Origin of the sequence: Paenibacillus sp. GCM10027630 (assembly GCF_042676305.1) — a bacterium.
Lineage (GTDB): Bacteria > Bacillota > Bacilli > Paenibacillales > NBRC-103111 > Paenibacillus_S.
In genome coordinates, this window is the sequence record NZ_JBHTGY010000011.1 from 21,328 (window position 1) to 37,904 (window position 16,577).

The 16,577-nt window shown below is 46.8% G+C and carries 11 protein-coding genes; 6 read left to right on the forward strand and 5 right to left on the reverse strand.

The features are described from left to right. Window positions 1-53: 53 nt before the first annotated feature. Both ACFQ0C_RS06320 and ACFQ0C_RS06325 read right to left on the reverse strand, forming a co-directional pair. The gene (locus ACFQ0C_RS06320) at window positions 54-614 is read right to left on the reverse strand and encodes a PadR family transcriptional regulator (protein WP_379365037.1); all 561 of its coding nucleotides are present in this window, start codon (window positions 612-614) and stop codon (window positions 54-56) included. 12 nt (window positions 615-626) lie between these two features. Further along, window positions 627-2,195 (reverse strand): MDR family MFS transporter, encoded by a 1,569-nt coding sequence (locus ACFQ0C_RS06325; RefSeq protein ID WP_379365039.1) that lies wholly within the window; start codon window positions 2,193-2,195, stop codon window positions 627-629. Between the two features lie 251 nt (window positions 2,196-2,446). Between ACFQ0C_RS06325 and ACFQ0C_RS06330 the strand changes: the two genes are divergently transcribed. The 3 genes from ACFQ0C_RS06330 (at window position 2,447) to ACFQ0C_RS06340 (ending at window position 5,869) form a co-directional block, all read left to right on the forward strand. Further along, window positions 2,447-3,349, forward strand: coding sequence for a LysR family transcriptional regulator (locus ACFQ0C_RS06330; protein WP_258211388.1), 903 nt, complete (start codon window positions 2,447-2,449; stop codon window positions 3,347-3,349). 8 nt (window positions 3,350-3,357) lie between these two features. Further along, the gene (locus ACFQ0C_RS06335; protein ID WP_379365041.1) at window positions 3,358-4,164 is read left to right on the forward strand and encodes a histidinol-phosphatase; all 807 of its coding nucleotides are present in this window, start codon (window positions 3,358-3,360) and stop codon (window positions 4,162-4,164) included. Window positions 4,165-4,408: 244 nt separating this feature from the next. Next, a complete protein-coding gene (locus ACFQ0C_RS06340) occupies window positions 4,409-5,869 on the forward strand; it encodes a DUF5050 domain-containing protein (RefSeq protein ID WP_379365043.1) in 1,461 nt (486 codons plus the stop codon). A gap of 116 nt (window positions 5,870-5,985) precedes the next feature. Here ACFQ0C_RS06340 and ACFQ0C_RS06345 read toward each other — a convergent pair whose 3' ends face one another. Together ACFQ0C_RS06345 and ACFQ0C_RS06350 are read right to left on the reverse strand one after the other, a co-directional pair. Next, entirely contained in the window at window positions 5,986-11,253 is a 5,268-nt protein-coding gene (locus tag ACFQ0C_RS06345; RefSeq protein WP_379365045.1) for a lamin tail domain-containing protein, read from the reverse strand. 364 nt (window positions 11,254-11,617) lie between these two features. Continuing rightward, window positions 11,618-12,445 (reverse strand): hypothetical protein, encoded by an 828-nt coding sequence (locus ACFQ0C_RS06350; protein ID WP_379365047.1) that lies wholly within the window; start codon window positions 12,443-12,445, stop codon window positions 11,618-11,620. Window positions 12,446-12,584: 139 nt separating this feature from the next. Here ACFQ0C_RS06350 and ACFQ0C_RS06355 point away from each other — a divergent pair, with 139 nt between their 5' ends. The 3 genes from ACFQ0C_RS06355 (at window position 12,585) to ACFQ0C_RS06365 (ending at window position 15,452) form a co-directional block, all read left to right on the forward strand. Then, window positions 12,585-13,259 (forward strand): response regulator transcription factor, encoded by a 675-nt coding sequence (locus ACFQ0C_RS06355; protein WP_379365049.1) that lies wholly within the window; start codon window positions 12,585-12,587, stop codon window positions 13,257-13,259. Continuing rightward, window positions 13,249-14,637: a sensor histidine kinase gene (locus tag ACFQ0C_RS06360; RefSeq protein WP_379365051.1), complete on the forward strand. Its 1,389-nt coding sequence runs from the start codon at window positions 13,249-13,251 to the stop codon at window positions 14,635-14,637. Before ACFQ0C_RS06355 ends, ACFQ0C_RS06360 begins: the two co-directional genes overlap by 11 nt. A gap of 455 nt (window positions 14,638-15,092) precedes the next feature. Then, window positions 15,093-15,452, forward strand: a complete 360-nt coding sequence (locus ACFQ0C_RS06365) for a phytanoyl-CoA dioxygenase family protein (RefSeq protein ID WP_379365053.1) — start codon at window positions 15,093-15,095, stop codon at window positions 15,450-15,452. A gap of 563 nt (window positions 15,453-16,015) precedes the next feature. Here ACFQ0C_RS06365 and ACFQ0C_RS06370 read toward each other — a convergent pair. Beyond that, window positions 16,016-16,375, reverse strand: coding sequence for a hypothetical protein (locus ACFQ0C_RS06370; RefSeq protein ID WP_379365055.1), 360 nt, complete (start codon window positions 16,373-16,375; stop codon window positions 16,016-16,018). Window positions 16,376-16,577: the final 202 nt, after the last annotated feature.

Consider the following 16,577-nt stretch of genomic DNA (forward strand, 5'->3'; position numbering starts at 1 on the left):
TTTACTATTGGATAGCATCTATTGGATAGCATCTATAGAAATAGAAATACTCCTTATAAATCCAAAGGAACTCCTCTTTCTTTCAAAAGTCCCGCTTCCGCATCCTTAACAAGCCGTTCCAGCCAACGGAGATGAGTTTCAGCATGCTCATATGCCCCCCACATCATATGCAGTACACCTCGCGGTACGATAGGCACATGCTCCTCATACAAATCCTTCATCTGCTGAACCTTGAGCTTCTGCTCCTCCAGCTTCTTGCGTAAAATCCGGCAAATGTCATCCTGATTCCCATAAAGGGAGAAAATGAGAGCCGGTCCCATTGGATGAAACAGCTGCGTTTGATTTTCAAATTGCTCCAGCAGCAGCTTATGAAAGAGCTGTTCGCCCTTCGATGTAATACGGTATATAGTCCGGTCAGGGCGCGCACTGTCCTTTACCTTTTCAACGGTTTCAATAAACCCGTCTTTCTTCAAAGTATCAATGGCATAGTACAAAGAACCGTCCCGCATTTTTACAAAATGGTGCATTTCCCGTTCTATCATCTTTTGCCGTATGACATAAGGATGGCTTTCGCTTTCCATTAAAAGTCCCAATATGACCAGCTTCATTGACATAGTCGTACTCCTCTAGGCTTTTTGCTTCACATGAGCAGGAATCTCCAACTTGGCCTTGCCCATAAGCAGCACGAATAACAAGCCGAGTATCGCTATAAAAATGGTACATTGAAAAACAAAACCGATTGAATCCGCTAAGCCAAGCGTCAGCTTTTCCAATACTTGCGGCGGCATGCCGGCTCTTACTTGAGGCTGCAGGAGCGCCCTTGCATCGATCGGATTCTCCGCCATCCCTGAGCTCGGCAGCAGTTCGCTCATCCGTGTTTTTAACGCAGCGGCCTGAACGCTTCCGAGCACGGTAACACCAATCGCCGAACCTATCGAGCGAAAAAAGGAAACCAATGAAGTAATAATCCCCCGGTATTGGGCACTTACATTATGAAGCGATGACATTGAAGTCACAGGAAAGGACATCCCGATTCCAAGCCCCAGGAAGATCATATACACAACCACGAACCATCGCGGCGTCAAATCAGGAGCAGCAGCGCCGAACATCGAATACAGCTCTCTCATCCATTCCGGAGAATTGTAAGACAATGTGCCGAGGAGCGATGTCGCTATCAGCAGCAGTGCGCTGGAAATTAATAATATGTTGCGGTAGGAGGTGCTGCCTATTAATTTGCCGCCAAACATACTGCTTACCACAACTCCAAGCATCATCGGTGTCAGCACTTGGCCTGCGCTTGTTGCCGAGCCCTCATACACACCTTGAATAAATAAGGGGATATACGAAGCCGCCGACATCATCAACGCTCCGTAGAACAAGCAAACTCCCATACTCGCCGTAAACAGCTTGTTGCGGAATAGTCCCAACGGTACGACTGGACTGACCGCCTTTGTTTCCACCCATAAGAATAAGGCCAGCAGTACCGCAAAACCAGCGAACAGCGAATAGCTTTCAATCGAGTTCCAGGCAAATTCTTTGCCCCCAAGCTCCAGGGCGAACATTAAGCAAAGAATGGATGCGGCAAAAGTAATGGTTCCCATCCAATCGATCTTTTGATTCGGATTTTTTGCGAGCGAAGGACGATAGAATAAAGTAATTAGAAAAAAGGAAATAACACCTAGAGGAAGATTGATATAAAAAATCCATTTCCAGTTAATATTATCTGTAAAATAAGCTCCGGCCAGCGGCCCTAGGACGCTGGAAATACCAAATACCGCACCGAACAATCCTTGCATTTTTCCACGCTTCTCAGGAGGAAACAAGTCAAATACAATCGTGAACGTAATCGGCATCAAAGCCCCGCCGCCAATCCCTTGAATGACGCGGTAGATAATTAATTGAATCATGTTCTCTGAGGTTCCGCACAAAGCTGAGCCTATCATAAACACTGCCAGCCCGAGCAGGAAAAACAGCTTTCTCCCATACATATCCGACAGCTTGCCGAAGATCGGCATAGAGACTACATTAGCAATAAGATAAGCCGAGAAGACCCAAACAAACTTTTCCAAGCCTCCCAATTCACCTACTATAGTTGGCATGGCAGTGGACACAATAGTCTGGTCCAGAGCCGCCAGCAGCAGACCTAACATCAAGCCAACTATCGTCCAACGAACATTCGATTTTTTCTCTGTCATGTTTTACCTCATTTCGATTTGATATCACTCAAATTATTATACTCAAATTTGAGTATGTTTCAATCCTGTATGGATCATGATAAAATATTTTTTTAATATTAAGCCTCTAGGATTGGGTTTGCACCCTGGCGACAAGTGTCATATAATGGATTCATCTGAGAAAATGTATTTATATTGTTTGTAAAGTTGATAAATAATATCTATTTTGATGCTATTTTGAGCACTCATCCATATGGGGATAGGAGGGTTCTATGAATCTAAACCAATTGGAAACATTGCTGACGATTTCTAAAACTATGAGCTTCCGTAAAGCTGGTGAATTGCTTAATTTAACCCAGCCCGCTGTCTCCGCCCAGATTAAAAGTCTGGAGGATGAATTTAAAACGGTTCTTATTGATCGAAATCAGCCTGTCACGCTAACGGATAGCGGACGTGTATTTTTGGAGCATGCGGAATTGGTACTGCAAACGGTTGAGGATCTGAAGCAGCGGCTAGCGGATTTGAATCAAATTCCACAGGGTCACATTCATCTAGGTACCACTACATCGATTGCGATTCAGATTTTGCCGCGTGTACTGTCTTATTTTCAAAACCAGTTTCCGCTGATCAAAACAACAATCCATTCCATGACCTCCTCGCAAATTATGCAAAGTGTGGAAAACGGAACGATTGATATAGGTATTACCTACCTGTTTGAAAAGCATCCGTCCCTTGAAAGCTCTGTGTTGTATTATGATACATTTGAGCTGGTGGTGGCGCCTGAACACCCATTAAGCCGGTATGCCCATGTACCGATTGAGAAGCTTCATGATATTCCATTGATCATGCTGTCGCCGGAAACGGCCGGACGGCGGTTCGTTGATCAAATCTTCAAACAGTTGTACATCTCGCCGCAGATTGTAATGGAGTTGTCGAGCAGTGAGGAAGTGAAGCGAATGGTAGAGCTGAATCTCGGAGCCGCTATTATTTCCAAGCTGTCCATTTCCAATGAGCTGCGAATGGGTACATTAAAGATGATTAAGGTCAATGAGCTTGAGATCAGTCATCCTGTTGGGGTCGTTTACAAATCAGGCCGCTATTTAAGCTCGGCGCTGAATCAGTTTTTATTGGATTTAAAAGGCATGCAGGAAATACAATTTATTGGATCGGAGTGACTATTGCTATGAAATTCGATTTGCACACCCATCATGAACGCTGCGGTCATGCAGTTGGAACGATACGTGATTATGTTGAAGCAGGAATCCGGCACGGCTTATCTGTGATTGGAATATCCGACCATTCTCCCTATTTCGGAAGTGATGTAGAGCATGAGCAGCCGGGAATCGCTATGGCTAAAAGCGAATTTGCACGTTATGTAGAGGAAGTTCTCAAGCTCAAGAAGGAATACAGCGGTAAAATTGATGTACTGCTTGGCGTGGAATCGGATTTTTTCCCAGAGCATGCAAGTCTGTACCACAGTATTTATGAGAAATATCCTTTCGACTATATTATTGGCTCCGTTCATTTGTCAGGCGGCGTAAGCATCTTTAATAGAAACCGATTCAAAAGCTTATCGGACAAAGAAAAGATTGAGCATAAAGAGCAGTATTACGCTCTGATCGAGCAGTCTGCGCGCAGCGGTATGTTCCAAATTCTCGGACACATCGATGCAATGCGTGCTTATTATTCGCCTTTTAGCGATATTCCGACCGATGCGGTCGACCGTACTTTGCAAATTATTGGCGAGCAGGATGTCGCCATTGAAATTAATACATCAGGCAAAACGAAAGATTGCGGCGGATGGTATCCAGTCGATGCTGTGCTTGAGCGTGCTCTGCATTACGGCGTCAGAGTAACCTTCGGCTCCGATGCGCATAAACCTGAAAGAGTCGGTGACGATTGGGAGCTGGTAGCCAAGAGGCTGAAGGAAATCGGCTTCAAGGAATGGGTTTACTTCAAGCAAAAGCAGCGGCAAGTTGTGGCGCTGTAAGCGAGCGGTTATTCTGCGTTAGCCTTCGAATAGATCCTGGAGTCCCCTCGACTCCCCGAACTCTAACTCTATACAAAAACTAAAAGGAGCTTTGCCACTGACGTACGGTGACAGGCTTCTTTTTCATGGAATAGAGGTTTATTTATTTCCAAACCAAGAAACAAAAGGGATATTAATCGCGTTATATATTAGTGTCCCTTAGGGTTCCAAAGTTTACATTTACACTCAGAAAGGAGTACCTGTCATGCTCAGAACTATCACCACATGGACAATTACTGCAGCGTTCGCAGCAGGACTTGCGTTAATATGGCCACTTCCGGCTTCACAAGCGGCATCTTCTGTGTACCCAATTTCGTACCCGACATTCCCTGTTACTATCAATGAAACGATAATAGACCAGGTGCATAGTGTTTACCCTCTCCTGCTCTACCGCGATATAACCTATTTCCCCATGACATGGGACTATACGTCCGCTCTCGGCTTGACTGCTGCGTGGAATGGGCAGAAGGGGCTTTCGATTGCTATGCAGGATAAAAAAGCAGTTTGCTCTCCACTCAAGCAAACTCTTTCTGCCCAAGCCAACAGCAGCACCGGCTCTGCATCCGCAATTCCCGCTCCTTTCCCTGTAACAGTAAATGGTTCATTAATTGATAATACAAAGGAACCTTATCCTGTTTTGTTTTACAACGATATTACTTATTTTCCGATGACATGGAAATTTACGAAAGAAGCGTTCAATTGGCAGGTTAATTGGGATAATGCACGCGGTTACGAGATTCAATCTTGCGTGAGGCCGACTCAGGAAAAGCTCATCCAAACGGATTCATTCAACCTGGCGAACGGGGGACAGCTTGCGGCGAAGGACGATTGGATCTATATGAACCCATCGCGCAGCTCGGGAGGAGCTCACAGTCTGGTCAAGGCAAAAGAGGATGGCTCTAACCGAATGAAGCTTTCAGATGATAATGCGATGTCTATCAACATAGTGGGTGATTGGCTGTACTACATCAACTTTGAGGCAACAAGTCCGAGCGCTATTTATAAAATCAGAACCGATGGAACGGACAGAACGATGGTATCGCAGACAGCCGCAAGCCGATTGTGGGTACGCGACGGATGGATGTACTACTTTCCTTCGGCTGAGCAGCCTAATGAAATGGGAGGCACTTACCAAACCGCCTCCGGGATCTTCAGGATGAAAACGGACGGCACAAGTGAACAAAAGCTTCTTGAGGATATGAAAGTTTCCAGTTTATACCTATATGGCGAACATATCTACTTCCGGATCACCGAGGGTGAGCATACAAGAGTTTACACAATGAATTTAGATGGATCAGGGCAAAAGATGCTTCGAAGTAAGGTAACCGATTTCATAGTCGCAGATGATTGGATCTATTACGTTCTGGACCGAAAACAGATGTACAAAATGAGCCTGGACGGGTCCGTGGATATTCCTTTATTTGAGCTTGAAAAACCTCAACTTTCGAGTATGACCTATTGGAACGGCTGGATTTACTATACAAAGTTCATCTCTGGCAGTATTGCAGGAGCTAACCCTATCGAGCGCATAAGGATAGATGGGACCGATCAGCAAAAAGTAACGGAGGCGCGCCCGCTCTCTCTTTATATAGCTGGGAATGAAATGTATTTTGCCAATTGGTCGATGGGAGACCAAACATTGGAGCATTTCAAGCTCGATAATTAGTAAGTCTCTATTATTGCTGCCGTTAAAAAGGAGCTTGCCACCGAAGTACAGTGGCAGGCTCCTCCTTTTATATATGACACAGAATCAGAATCGATTTTCAGTTGGAAAAGACGGTTCTATTTGAACAAAGCGTTGAAAATGGCTTGAGCGCTCTCAGCTCTCGTTGCTGCAGAAGTCGGATCGAAGCGATCCCCTTCTTTGCCGCTAAGCAATCCTGCGCTGCGCGCCTTGGACACCGCATCAGCAGCCCAATTGGCAATAATCGCTGAGTCTCTAAATTCGCTGCCTTTACTCGGCTCAATCAAAGCTATCTTCCGCTCCCAAGCCCTTACCAGCAGCACTGCCATCTGCTCACGAGTCACCGGCTCATTCGGTGCGAAACGTCCCGGCTCCACGCCTTGGATAAGCCCACTTGCTGCTGCAGCCCCAACAGCTTCATTGTACCAAGCATCAGACGCTACATCGGAGAACCCGGCCACCCCATTGGAGGAGGGGAGCTCGAATGCTCGAACGAGCAGCGCTGTAAATTCAGCTCGGCTTATGGGCTTGTTTGGTGCAAATATATCTGGCGCGATGCCTTCAACCACATGCTTCGCGGCAAGCACTTGCAGTGCTTCGTGTGCCCAATTGCCGGGAGGAACGTCGGAATACGATTTGCTATATTCCAGCACGACATAAGTGCCGAAACCTGTCAGTTGAGCCGTCAAAATGCCGTCTTTTATTTTGCCGCCGATATAGCCAAGAGACCCGTCCACATTGATGCTGTAGAGCCCTAACAGCCGAGAATCCCGCATGGCCTCCACTTTGATTTTTACTTCGGCAGATGAATCCAACTGCTTTAGTGCTGCTTGAATTCCATCAGGATTCACAACGGATAACCCGAACGAAAGAGCTCCACTGGCCGCTTTATACTCCTTGGATTCCAAAGATGCCGATGTTGGCTTGAGAGTCACGATAATCTGTCCTTCTGAGCCCTCGGTTGGTTTAATTGAAGCTGCTGCCGCTTTTAACGCTTCTGCAGCAACGACCAGACTCGCGTTACCTTGCTCAATTTCAAGCGAACTACCGTTCATCTGCTTCAATAGGCTTTCGGAAATCGCCAGCTCGGTTTTTTCAGCAGCCAGCTTCAGTTTGACAGCTCCATTGCCAGCTTTGATCTCATCTGGCGTTACATGTTGCTGTGCAGGGTTGTTCGTCGGGATTGTCGGGTTAGTCGGCAAGACACCCGAATAACCGCTACCGCTGCCACTGCTCGTACTGTGATTCGATTGAACAGAAGCTACTGCAATGGAAGCCTTGAGCACACTCTCACCGGATGTACCGGTAATTGTTGCTGTCCCTGGTCTTATGCCCCGAATGCGGCCATTAGCCGTTACCTCGACAATCGACGGCTCACTGCTCACCCACGTATAGCTTGAGGTTACGTTCTCAGCAGTGTTTTTCCCGCGATTAGCCAGAATGCTTGCCTGTGCCTCAGCTCCAGTTTTTAATTCCTGCGGAACCCCAGTTAAAGTCCGGGTATCATATAAACGCATCTGATCAAGGTTCAGGTCAAGCAACCGATCCATTGAATAAGCCGACATATACCGCGAATGGTTGGCACCGGATTCAAAGTTTATATACAGATGATCTATGCCATTTACATTGCGGATGAACATGTTCTCAGCACCGGTCGGAATGTTAATGGAACCGGTTTTGTTTACGCCATCCAGCAGCCATACCGGCACTGTTACTCCACCGATCATGGTTTGCGCATTTTTAGTAGTCAAGTCAGACACTTGGGGCATCGCATAGCGCAAAATGGAGTTATAGGACCGCCCTTGATTATAGGTTAGTAAAATCTCTCCCTTGTTGAACACTATACCTTGGATTTTGTCACCGATACTTATCACATATTTAGGAATAAATTTATCCATGCTTTCTTCACGGAAGCTCGGTGTACCGGATGGAAGCTGATCCCTGGAATCCAGCTCGTAGCCAGCGATCCACGATAAGTGGGTCTCCCCGTTCCGGTTTTGCAACTGATGCGATGGATCCGTTGTATAGGCAGGAGGATTACTGTATTCTCCAACCCACAGCATGCCGTTGTCATAGGCCGTAAACGAAGAATTAGTCACAACTCCGAAGGAATCCGCAAATTGTGCGAAGCCTTGGTCTACCGAGTCAATCAAGGTCTGAATCGGCATCCGATACATTTTTTTCCCAGATGACAGCCAAACATTTTCACGACTTACTGCAACACCGCCAGCGTGTCCGGTATATATCGTACCGTCCGGATTTTTCAGATTAACATACTTCACCAGAACGCCCGTTTTGGCATCAACTACCGCAAGCGTACTCGGGTCCCCGGAATAGTGGTATGCAGCCATCAGCAGCCATTCACGCTGGTCATCCTTATAATACGACATCCCTTGAGGTACATGTCCTTGTACAAGTCCAGGTATGATTGGGCCTTTCTCTCCAATATCCCAAGCTGCCTGATACCGGGAATGGGTTAGAGCGTTCGCAGGACTCGGATCTCTTTCTACTTGAGTCATGAGCGTATAGGTTGGCTTAATGGTTGCCGATACACGGGTGGATTCATTACTTGATTGGTCTATTGCACTAAGCTCGAACTTCGTTGCAACTTCACCCAGAAGTGCCAGCATCTTGTACGATACAGCTGCTGCAGGTAACGTCAGCTCAAGCTGATCGTTCATGTACAGCTTGTACCCGGCCAAGTCTGATTCCACATTCGGCAGCCAGTTAATTGTTGCAGATCCAGGGCCCGGTTCTACCTGAAACCCTGCAGGTGCGGCAGGTGCGATCTGGTCAGAGAACGATTCACGTGGAATTTGGGTGGAACCCACAACGCCAGGAGTCCCCGTTTGCTGCAAGCCTGAAATCCGCATTACGTTACCGCCAAACATCGGATAAGCATAGGTAATGCCTTTTTTCTCAAGAAATTGGCCTGCTGTATACGTTGCCGAAACGAGTACGGTTCCATTAGGTTCAACGATATCAATGATACCACCGCCGTTAGCTAAACCACCCGCACCATCGCCATATACGAAAGCGGATTCCGGTACATACTTGGCTTCCTGGAAACCGTAATAGAAGAAATTAAAGCCATCCGCCTTCAGGTAGTTCAGTCCATTCGGACGCACCCAGAATTGCAAAGTTTTTTTGGGCTCTATAAGCGTCGGTTTGTTGAATGTCCACGACCAGCTTTTCAAAGCATCATCAGGCTGTGTGAAACGCACAGTTTTGCCATTGAGATCAAGTGGCTGCGAATGAGGATTGTACAGCTCAACGAACTCGTATGCATCATATACATCTCGCGACTCTAGCGGTTCCGTATTCCACGTGTCGGGAACGACCTCCGTAATTAGCAGAGCTGGCATTGCATCAGCAGTGGGCGTTGCAACGATCGTGGGCGTACGCACCGACTCTCTGCCAGCCGTATCGACCGCGCTCACCTGTAAGGAAACGGCCTTTTCATTCTCCAAGCCCTCAATAATGGCCTCGCTTTGCGGCATCAACAGTTTACTTTTCACCACACCGTCCACATATACAAACACATAAGCAACATCAGGCTCGAGCATGTTGCTCCATGCCACCTTCACTCCACCAACACCTGCTGTGACCTGTACGCTCGAAGGCATTGCAGGGGCAGTTGTATCAGCCGGATCGGCTATTTTCTGTACCGGGTACAGGTAGCCCGGATTGGCCTGCGCAGAAAACCTTTCAGTAGAGACTACTCCATTGCTGCGGTTGGGAATGAAGTTAGCGCTGATGCTTTCCCCGACATCCTCTACGTTGTAGGTTGTGTCAGTAAGCACTTTATTATCGGGGTCCAAGAATTTCACCCCTCTTGCCGCTGTATTCGACATCCCTCCGTTTACGACTACGAACAGCTTATCCTCCGTTATCGAGCTGCCGTAGGCGAGATTAAACTCCGTCAAGCCGACCTGTTGTACGTTTGTGTTTTTGAACCAAATAATAAAAGTCCCTTGCGGTTCAACAATCTTGTCTTCCGTCACCGGATAAGGATCCGTTACCGCACTGTATTTTAATTTAAAGCCTTTAATGTTTATTGGTGTAGAGGTCGTATTATGCAGCTCGATAAATTCAAATGCATCGGTTCCTCCTGTTTTGTAGTCAACGTTCTTTGAATTGGGAGTCATTTCCGTAACCAGGAATGAAGGAGCTGCCTGCGGTTTTTGGGTAACTACAGCTGGTTTGGCGGACATTAACCCCGTCTGATTAACGGTGTAGACAGCGAATGTAACGCTTTGTCCATTCGTTAAGCCTGGCACTGCATAGGAGGAGCCAGTCACCAAATTCGGCAGCGGCACTCCGTTTTTATAAATGCGGTAACCGGCAACATCTCCTCCGGGAGATGCATCCCAGCTCAAACGAATCGCTCCATCGCGAGGGAGTGCTTGCAAGCCGGTTGTATTAGCTGGAATAGCTGGAATGCCTGCTCTTCCGGATACAGGAAGGGAAGCTGGGGAAACATGTCCATCATTATAGACTGACGATAATGTGAACATATAGTCTGTTCCATTCGTCATACCTGTAAATGTGTATGTGGCATTGGTCACCGACGCTGACGGCAGCCCGTCCTGAGAATAAATGCGGTAGCCCTTCACATTGGAATCGTTGTTAGGTGTCCACGACAACGACAAGCTGCGGTCTCCACCAACAGCAATCGCATCGCTCGGAGTTGTCCCCGGCACTTCATCGGAAGCAATACGGCCAGGCGTTGCCGTCTTATTTCCACCATTATGCACCATCGCAATGCCCGATGAGGGCTCTTTAAACGAAATGCCTTTGTTTTCGAACGTATCGTCCTGACCATCTATGAAATAGGTGGCGGAAACAATCTCATTGCCAAGGGGATTAACTAGGCTAATGCTCACATTCTGCTGGGTGGGGCTTCCGTTGTACAAGCCTGATACATTTTGGAGCATATGAATACGGTTATCCGGCAGATCAGACGCAGAAACACCATAATTGCTTCTGAACTGATCACGCTTCAACCCCAGTGGGGTGATCGTCGTGTTCTGTGTCCAGATCAATATCGTTTCACGCGGGGGAATACTCACATTACCGCTAAGCATTCCTTCCCATTGAGAGACGCCCGCTATTTTTCCCCGAAGCTTGTACCCGGACAAGTTAACAGCTTGGTCTGTGGCGTTATAGAGCTCGACATATTCGTAAGCATCATTTGCAGATACGTTTATCGAATCCGGTACCAACTCAGTGATTAGCACTGCGGGGGCCGATGGGGCCGCCGCAGCTGGTGCAACTGGTACAGCCGGTATACCGATCAAGGCTGAAGCCGCAAATAGTGACATTGCAGCCGAAGTTACGACTGCTCGTTTGAACTTATGCTTCATAGTTCTCCTCCTCATTTTCACCAAACCGTTTCCGTCCGAAGAGATCGTCCATGTGAGTACACAAAAATGGAGACACAAAAAAAACCAGGCTTCTATCAGCCGGAGCGGATACCTCGCAAAAATCGCGATCCGCCTTAGCAAATAATAGATACCTGGGTTCTCTCAATGTCTCCACCCATGATCTTCAATTGGGAACAACCTTGCACTGAAACCGTTTGCAACTTCACCCTATTATCAGTTCTAGCTTTAATAAATGCAAGAACTTTTTATGGCAAATTGAAAAATCAGCAGGGAAATTGCGAGCAAAAATTGGGGATGCTTCGGCTGACGGCCAGTGGTTGGCCTCACCTGACATCCCTTTTGCCTAATTGATCGTAATAGCAGAAATGCTTCCATTTGTTTTAAAATCCTGCGTGTAGATAACCGTAGCTGTCGCTGTAATGGTACCGTTTGGCCCTGTAATGGTTACTGTCGGATTAGAAGAATACCCCGATCCTGGATTTGTGATGGTTACACCCGTCACGACACCATTTTCAATTGTTGCGGTTGCAGTAGCTTTTGTATTTCTCCATATTTCACCATTTCTTCCGTTATAACGATAATAATTGGAAACCTCGTCTAAACGTTCGTTTGTAATGCCATAGGGCGCAAGAACTTTAAGAAGAGCTCCTTTGTTTCGTTGAGCCAGTTCGGGACTGGGCTGGCTTTCCAAGCCCGCAGGAGTTACTCCGCTAAATGCTTCTCTAAAAACTTCAGTAGGAACCCCAAGGGCTGCGGCAATAAGCACCACCGGTCTGCCTTTGTCCTGCGGGTCTGTGTTAAATCCATTAGATATAACTACAGAGGTTACGGCCTGCTCTGAATTATTGCCGCTGCCTGCAGAGTCAACGGGTGCAGTCGTGCTTGTGGAGCCAGGTCCAACCGCTTCACCCTTATTTGTTTTTAATTCACCTGCTGGTCCCTCTTGGCGGCAAGCATCTCCTTTTCCATCCACCCCACCTTTTCCCCGTTTCCTGCCATCCTCTCTTTTCGGTGCATCTTTATCCGCTTTGTTCTTTGCCATCCCGTCTGTTGCGTGCGAAGCAGTCGGCTCAGCCAACGCTTTGATATGGCTGCCTAACGAAATTTCTCCACCTACTGCTAGAATGGCTATCAATGTACTGGCGATAATGACCTTCTTTTTTGTATTCATCTTAATCTTCCTTTCATCTCTTTGGATTTGATGTTCCTTGAAACCTATATTATCTTGACTTGGTGAAATTACGGTGAAAGCATGAGGACTTTCGATTATACTATTTTAAAAAGGATAAAACAGGAAATGGGGCAAGCCTATGAAAGTCTTATTGGCGGAAGACGATATCCGACTAGGAGAGCTGACCGTTCATATGCTGAAGAAAAAAGCGGGTTGTACCGTTGATTGGGTGACAACAGGCAATGATGCGTTCGACTATGCGATGGCTTCCAGCTATGATGTTGTCGTGCTCGATTGGATGATGCCGGACGGGAATGGCCGCGATACTTGCGCCAAACTCCGCAAAACCGGATATCTCGGTGCGATTCTGATGCTGACGGCGAAAGATGCATTACAGGATCGCGTTGAAGGTCTCGATGCGGGGGCTGACGACTATCTGGTAAAGCCGTTCGAGATGGACGAGCTTCTGGCACGCTTGCGGGCACTGATGCGCAGAAACTTCGTTCCCCTGCAGGAGGATGTAATCCGTATCCGCGATTTGGAGCTGCAGCGGACGAATCAGATTGTCATTCAAGGTGCTCAAGAAATCCAATTATCCCCACGCGAGTTTCAAATTCTTGACCTGCTGCTGCAAAATAAGGGGCGTACTCTGACCCGTGAGGTCATTTTGGACAAAATATGGGGTCTCGATGCGGAAGTGAACTTGAAGTCGATCGATGCTATCGTGAAATTAATCCGCAAGAAGCTCGACAATTCCGACTCAAGGGAGCTCATTCAGAGCGTGAGAGGTGTAGGTTATAAAATTGAAGCTTAATTGGAGCTCGTTAAAAAAGCGGCTATTCGAAGGCGATTTGTTCGACCGGACACGCAATAAGCTCTCTTTGCAATACAGCGGTGTGCTCATTATGTTTCTCAGTTTGTTCGTCATTATTGTGTATGTCTTATTGTATCTGTTCATCTGGAATGATCAACGGGTTCGTCTGAATGAGCTCGCAAACAACGAAATTCGCACCCTGCAAAAGTGGGCTGACCAAGATAACAATCCTAACAGACGGCCTCCGCGCTCTATAGAGGATACCTTTTCAATCAGCACCGATCAATCGTTCTATTACTTAATTGCTGAGAATGGGAACATTGAGCTCGGGGGAGAAATTCAGCCGGAACTGCGCGCTCAGGTGATGGAGTCTATTAGAAAAGGTGATTTCAAGGGGAAAGGCATACAGAATATTACAATGCAGACCTTCGACACCCCGTCCCCCGATGAGCTAGGACGCCCGAAACAGGGAAATGCTGCGAGATTCCTTGTTACACACCGGGATTTATTATGGAATGGGGCGAGGATCGGCACCTTATACACTGGAAAGGAAGTTACGTTTCAACATGATTTGTTTCGTTGGCTGCTTATTCTGCTAATAGGAATGGCGCTGCTTTTCTTCATTCTGGCCTTATGGCTCAGCCATCTTATGTCGCGCAAAGCGATTATACCCATTGCCAGAGCGTACGCAAGACAACGTGAGTTTGTAGCAGACGCCTCCCATGAGCTGCGTACTCCAATGAGCGTCATGCTGACATCGATTGAGTCGCTTCAGCTCGAAGCAAGCATCACTAGCGACCCCTTCTCGAAAAAAGTGCTGGAAGGTATGAAAGATGAGGTTAACTCAATAACGAAGCTGGTTGGAGAGCTGCTGCATTTGGCCCGCTCCGATTCAGGCGAAATCGTACTGGATCGCTCCTTGTTCAATTTGAGGGAAGCTGCTGTAGGTGTGATCCAAAAGCTCCAGCCACTAGCCCAATCGAAGGATATTGCCATAAGGCTGCATGCTCCTGATGACCTGACGGTGATTTGGGACGCGGAGAAAATGACGCAGCTGCTCGTTCTGCTAATCGAAAATGCGGTTAAATACACGCCGGACAATGGCTCCGTAACTATAGTGCTTGCAGATGAGAGTGAAAAAGGCGTCCACATTCTCACTATCGAAGTTAAAGATAGCGGTATCGGTATTGCCGCCGAAGCGCTTCCTCGCATTTTCGATCGTTTCTATAGGCAGGATAAATCGAGAACTCGCCAAAACGGCGGTCACGGACTTGGTCTCGCTATTGCCAAGAACATCGTGGATGCAGGTCGGGGTACTATTCAAGTGGATAGCACAGTAGGCAAGGGAAGTACGTTCAAGGTGCGTATTCCCTTGTAGCTGCGCTTTGTGGCCATCACTCATTCTAGACTAAGCATATTTTTGTCCGTCATGGACAGGAGTATGCTTTGTTTTATAAACATAATCAAAACAAGATTTCATCAATTCCAATAACATAAATGATGAATTTATCTCCCACAGGCAGCTCAGTCACTTTATTATAGTCCCCTGTAAGCTGGGGCAATTTCGGTAAGTCCTTGGATCGGACCGATACATCGATGCCCGTCCCGGTTCGTTAATTCGTAGGATAGAACGGTATGCGCCGGGCACAGATAGCAGCAGTCAAAACGTTCGTTATATACAAATTCGTACTTTCGAAAGAATCTATCGAAATATCCTGAGTGCTCCTCACAGACATCCGATTTGTCCAGATTGCTTATCGTATTTCTCCATGGCGGAATCGTAAAGCCAAGTGCTACGATACAACCAAGCGATAACATAAGAGAGTGATTAAGGTGAGAAAATTGACGATAGAAGAGAAAAACCATTATGATGAGCTCGGCTATGTGGTCGTTTCGGATTTTTTTTCGGCGGACGAATTATGCGAGATTAACGAAGAACTTGATGGATGCGAAGCGCCAGTCCAAACGTCGGGGGAACACGAAAGATTTACATACCAGCTGGCGATGCTGACCGATAAGACGAAACAATCCGCCCACGACGAACGGATCCTGAACTTGATCGAGGACATCGTAAAGCCGGGCATCTCCATCTTTTCCTCAAAGCTGTTGACCAAGCAGCCGTACAGCGCATCGGTCTGTCACTGGCATCGCCTCTTAGATACGTTTCCTTGGACTTTCAGAACCCGAGCATAAGCTAAAGCTATTAGGCCGGAGGGAACGGATCAAGCAGCAACTCTGCATGAAATTGGCGGGACGGAGATTGTATTTACCAAATTGCAGTAATAAATTATTGCATAAAAAAGAGGCTCAAAACCAAAATCAGCGCTTAACGCAGTCATTCGATTTCGTCCACGTGTCCAGCCTAGCCCTAGACAAAAACTTAAAAACGGTAATGACAACATACACGACTTTATTCGAATTTATTCGACTCGAAGCCATTGCCTGCTACCAAAAAACTGCATTTATACAGCCTTTGGCCAGTATAACCGACGTCTCATTGAATTCGTGTAAATGTGCATTTATTTTATCATTCTTAGTTGAATCGGAGCGTTTTCCATGAAAATTGATGTACTTTTGCAGGTTTGTTCTCTCTACAGCAATTCGGGTAGGAAAATAACTGCGTTTTTGCAGGATTTTGTGGTCGGGAGAGGGTCAAGTACTGATTTTGAGGTTGAGCCAAGAAAGACAGCCGAAATTTTTTCGACTGTCTGAAGTCTGTGTTCATTAGACACAAATTCATCTTTTCTATATCACCGTTAAGCTGCTCTAAAACGACGGCAAAATGCCTCCAACTCATGAAACGGAATCTTGTAGCAATCCAAGCTGTTCACGCGGGATTTGGTCGAACCGGGCAAGGCGCCAAATTTGGCTAATAAGCTCTCCATCTCCTGCAAATCCGGAGAAGTCCAGAACTGAACCAGTTCAACCTCCGGATTGCCCTCTTTTATCATAGCAACCAGTGCTTGCAATCCGCGTACAAACACGGATGTGCGCCGGTAAGCCTTCTGAATAAAAGCAATCTCAATTTGACAAATGTGCTTGTCCTCAAAGCTGTTGGCGCCGGTGCCGTAAACGAAACCCGCCGCGCCGGCAATCTCGTAGGGTTCTTCATTCAAGATCAGCATAGCTTTTCCGAAAATCAGCGGGCTACTAATAAAGCTGAGTTTCACGACAAAAGAATAAGACAAGTTCAGTTCAGAGTGATGCTTAAGTAAAAACTTGATATATGCATCAAAGTCCGTTACCAAGTTGCACGGTCTATATTGATAATACATTACTTCGCCGGTTGTGGTTGCGGTTGCGCCCTTAAAGAGTCAT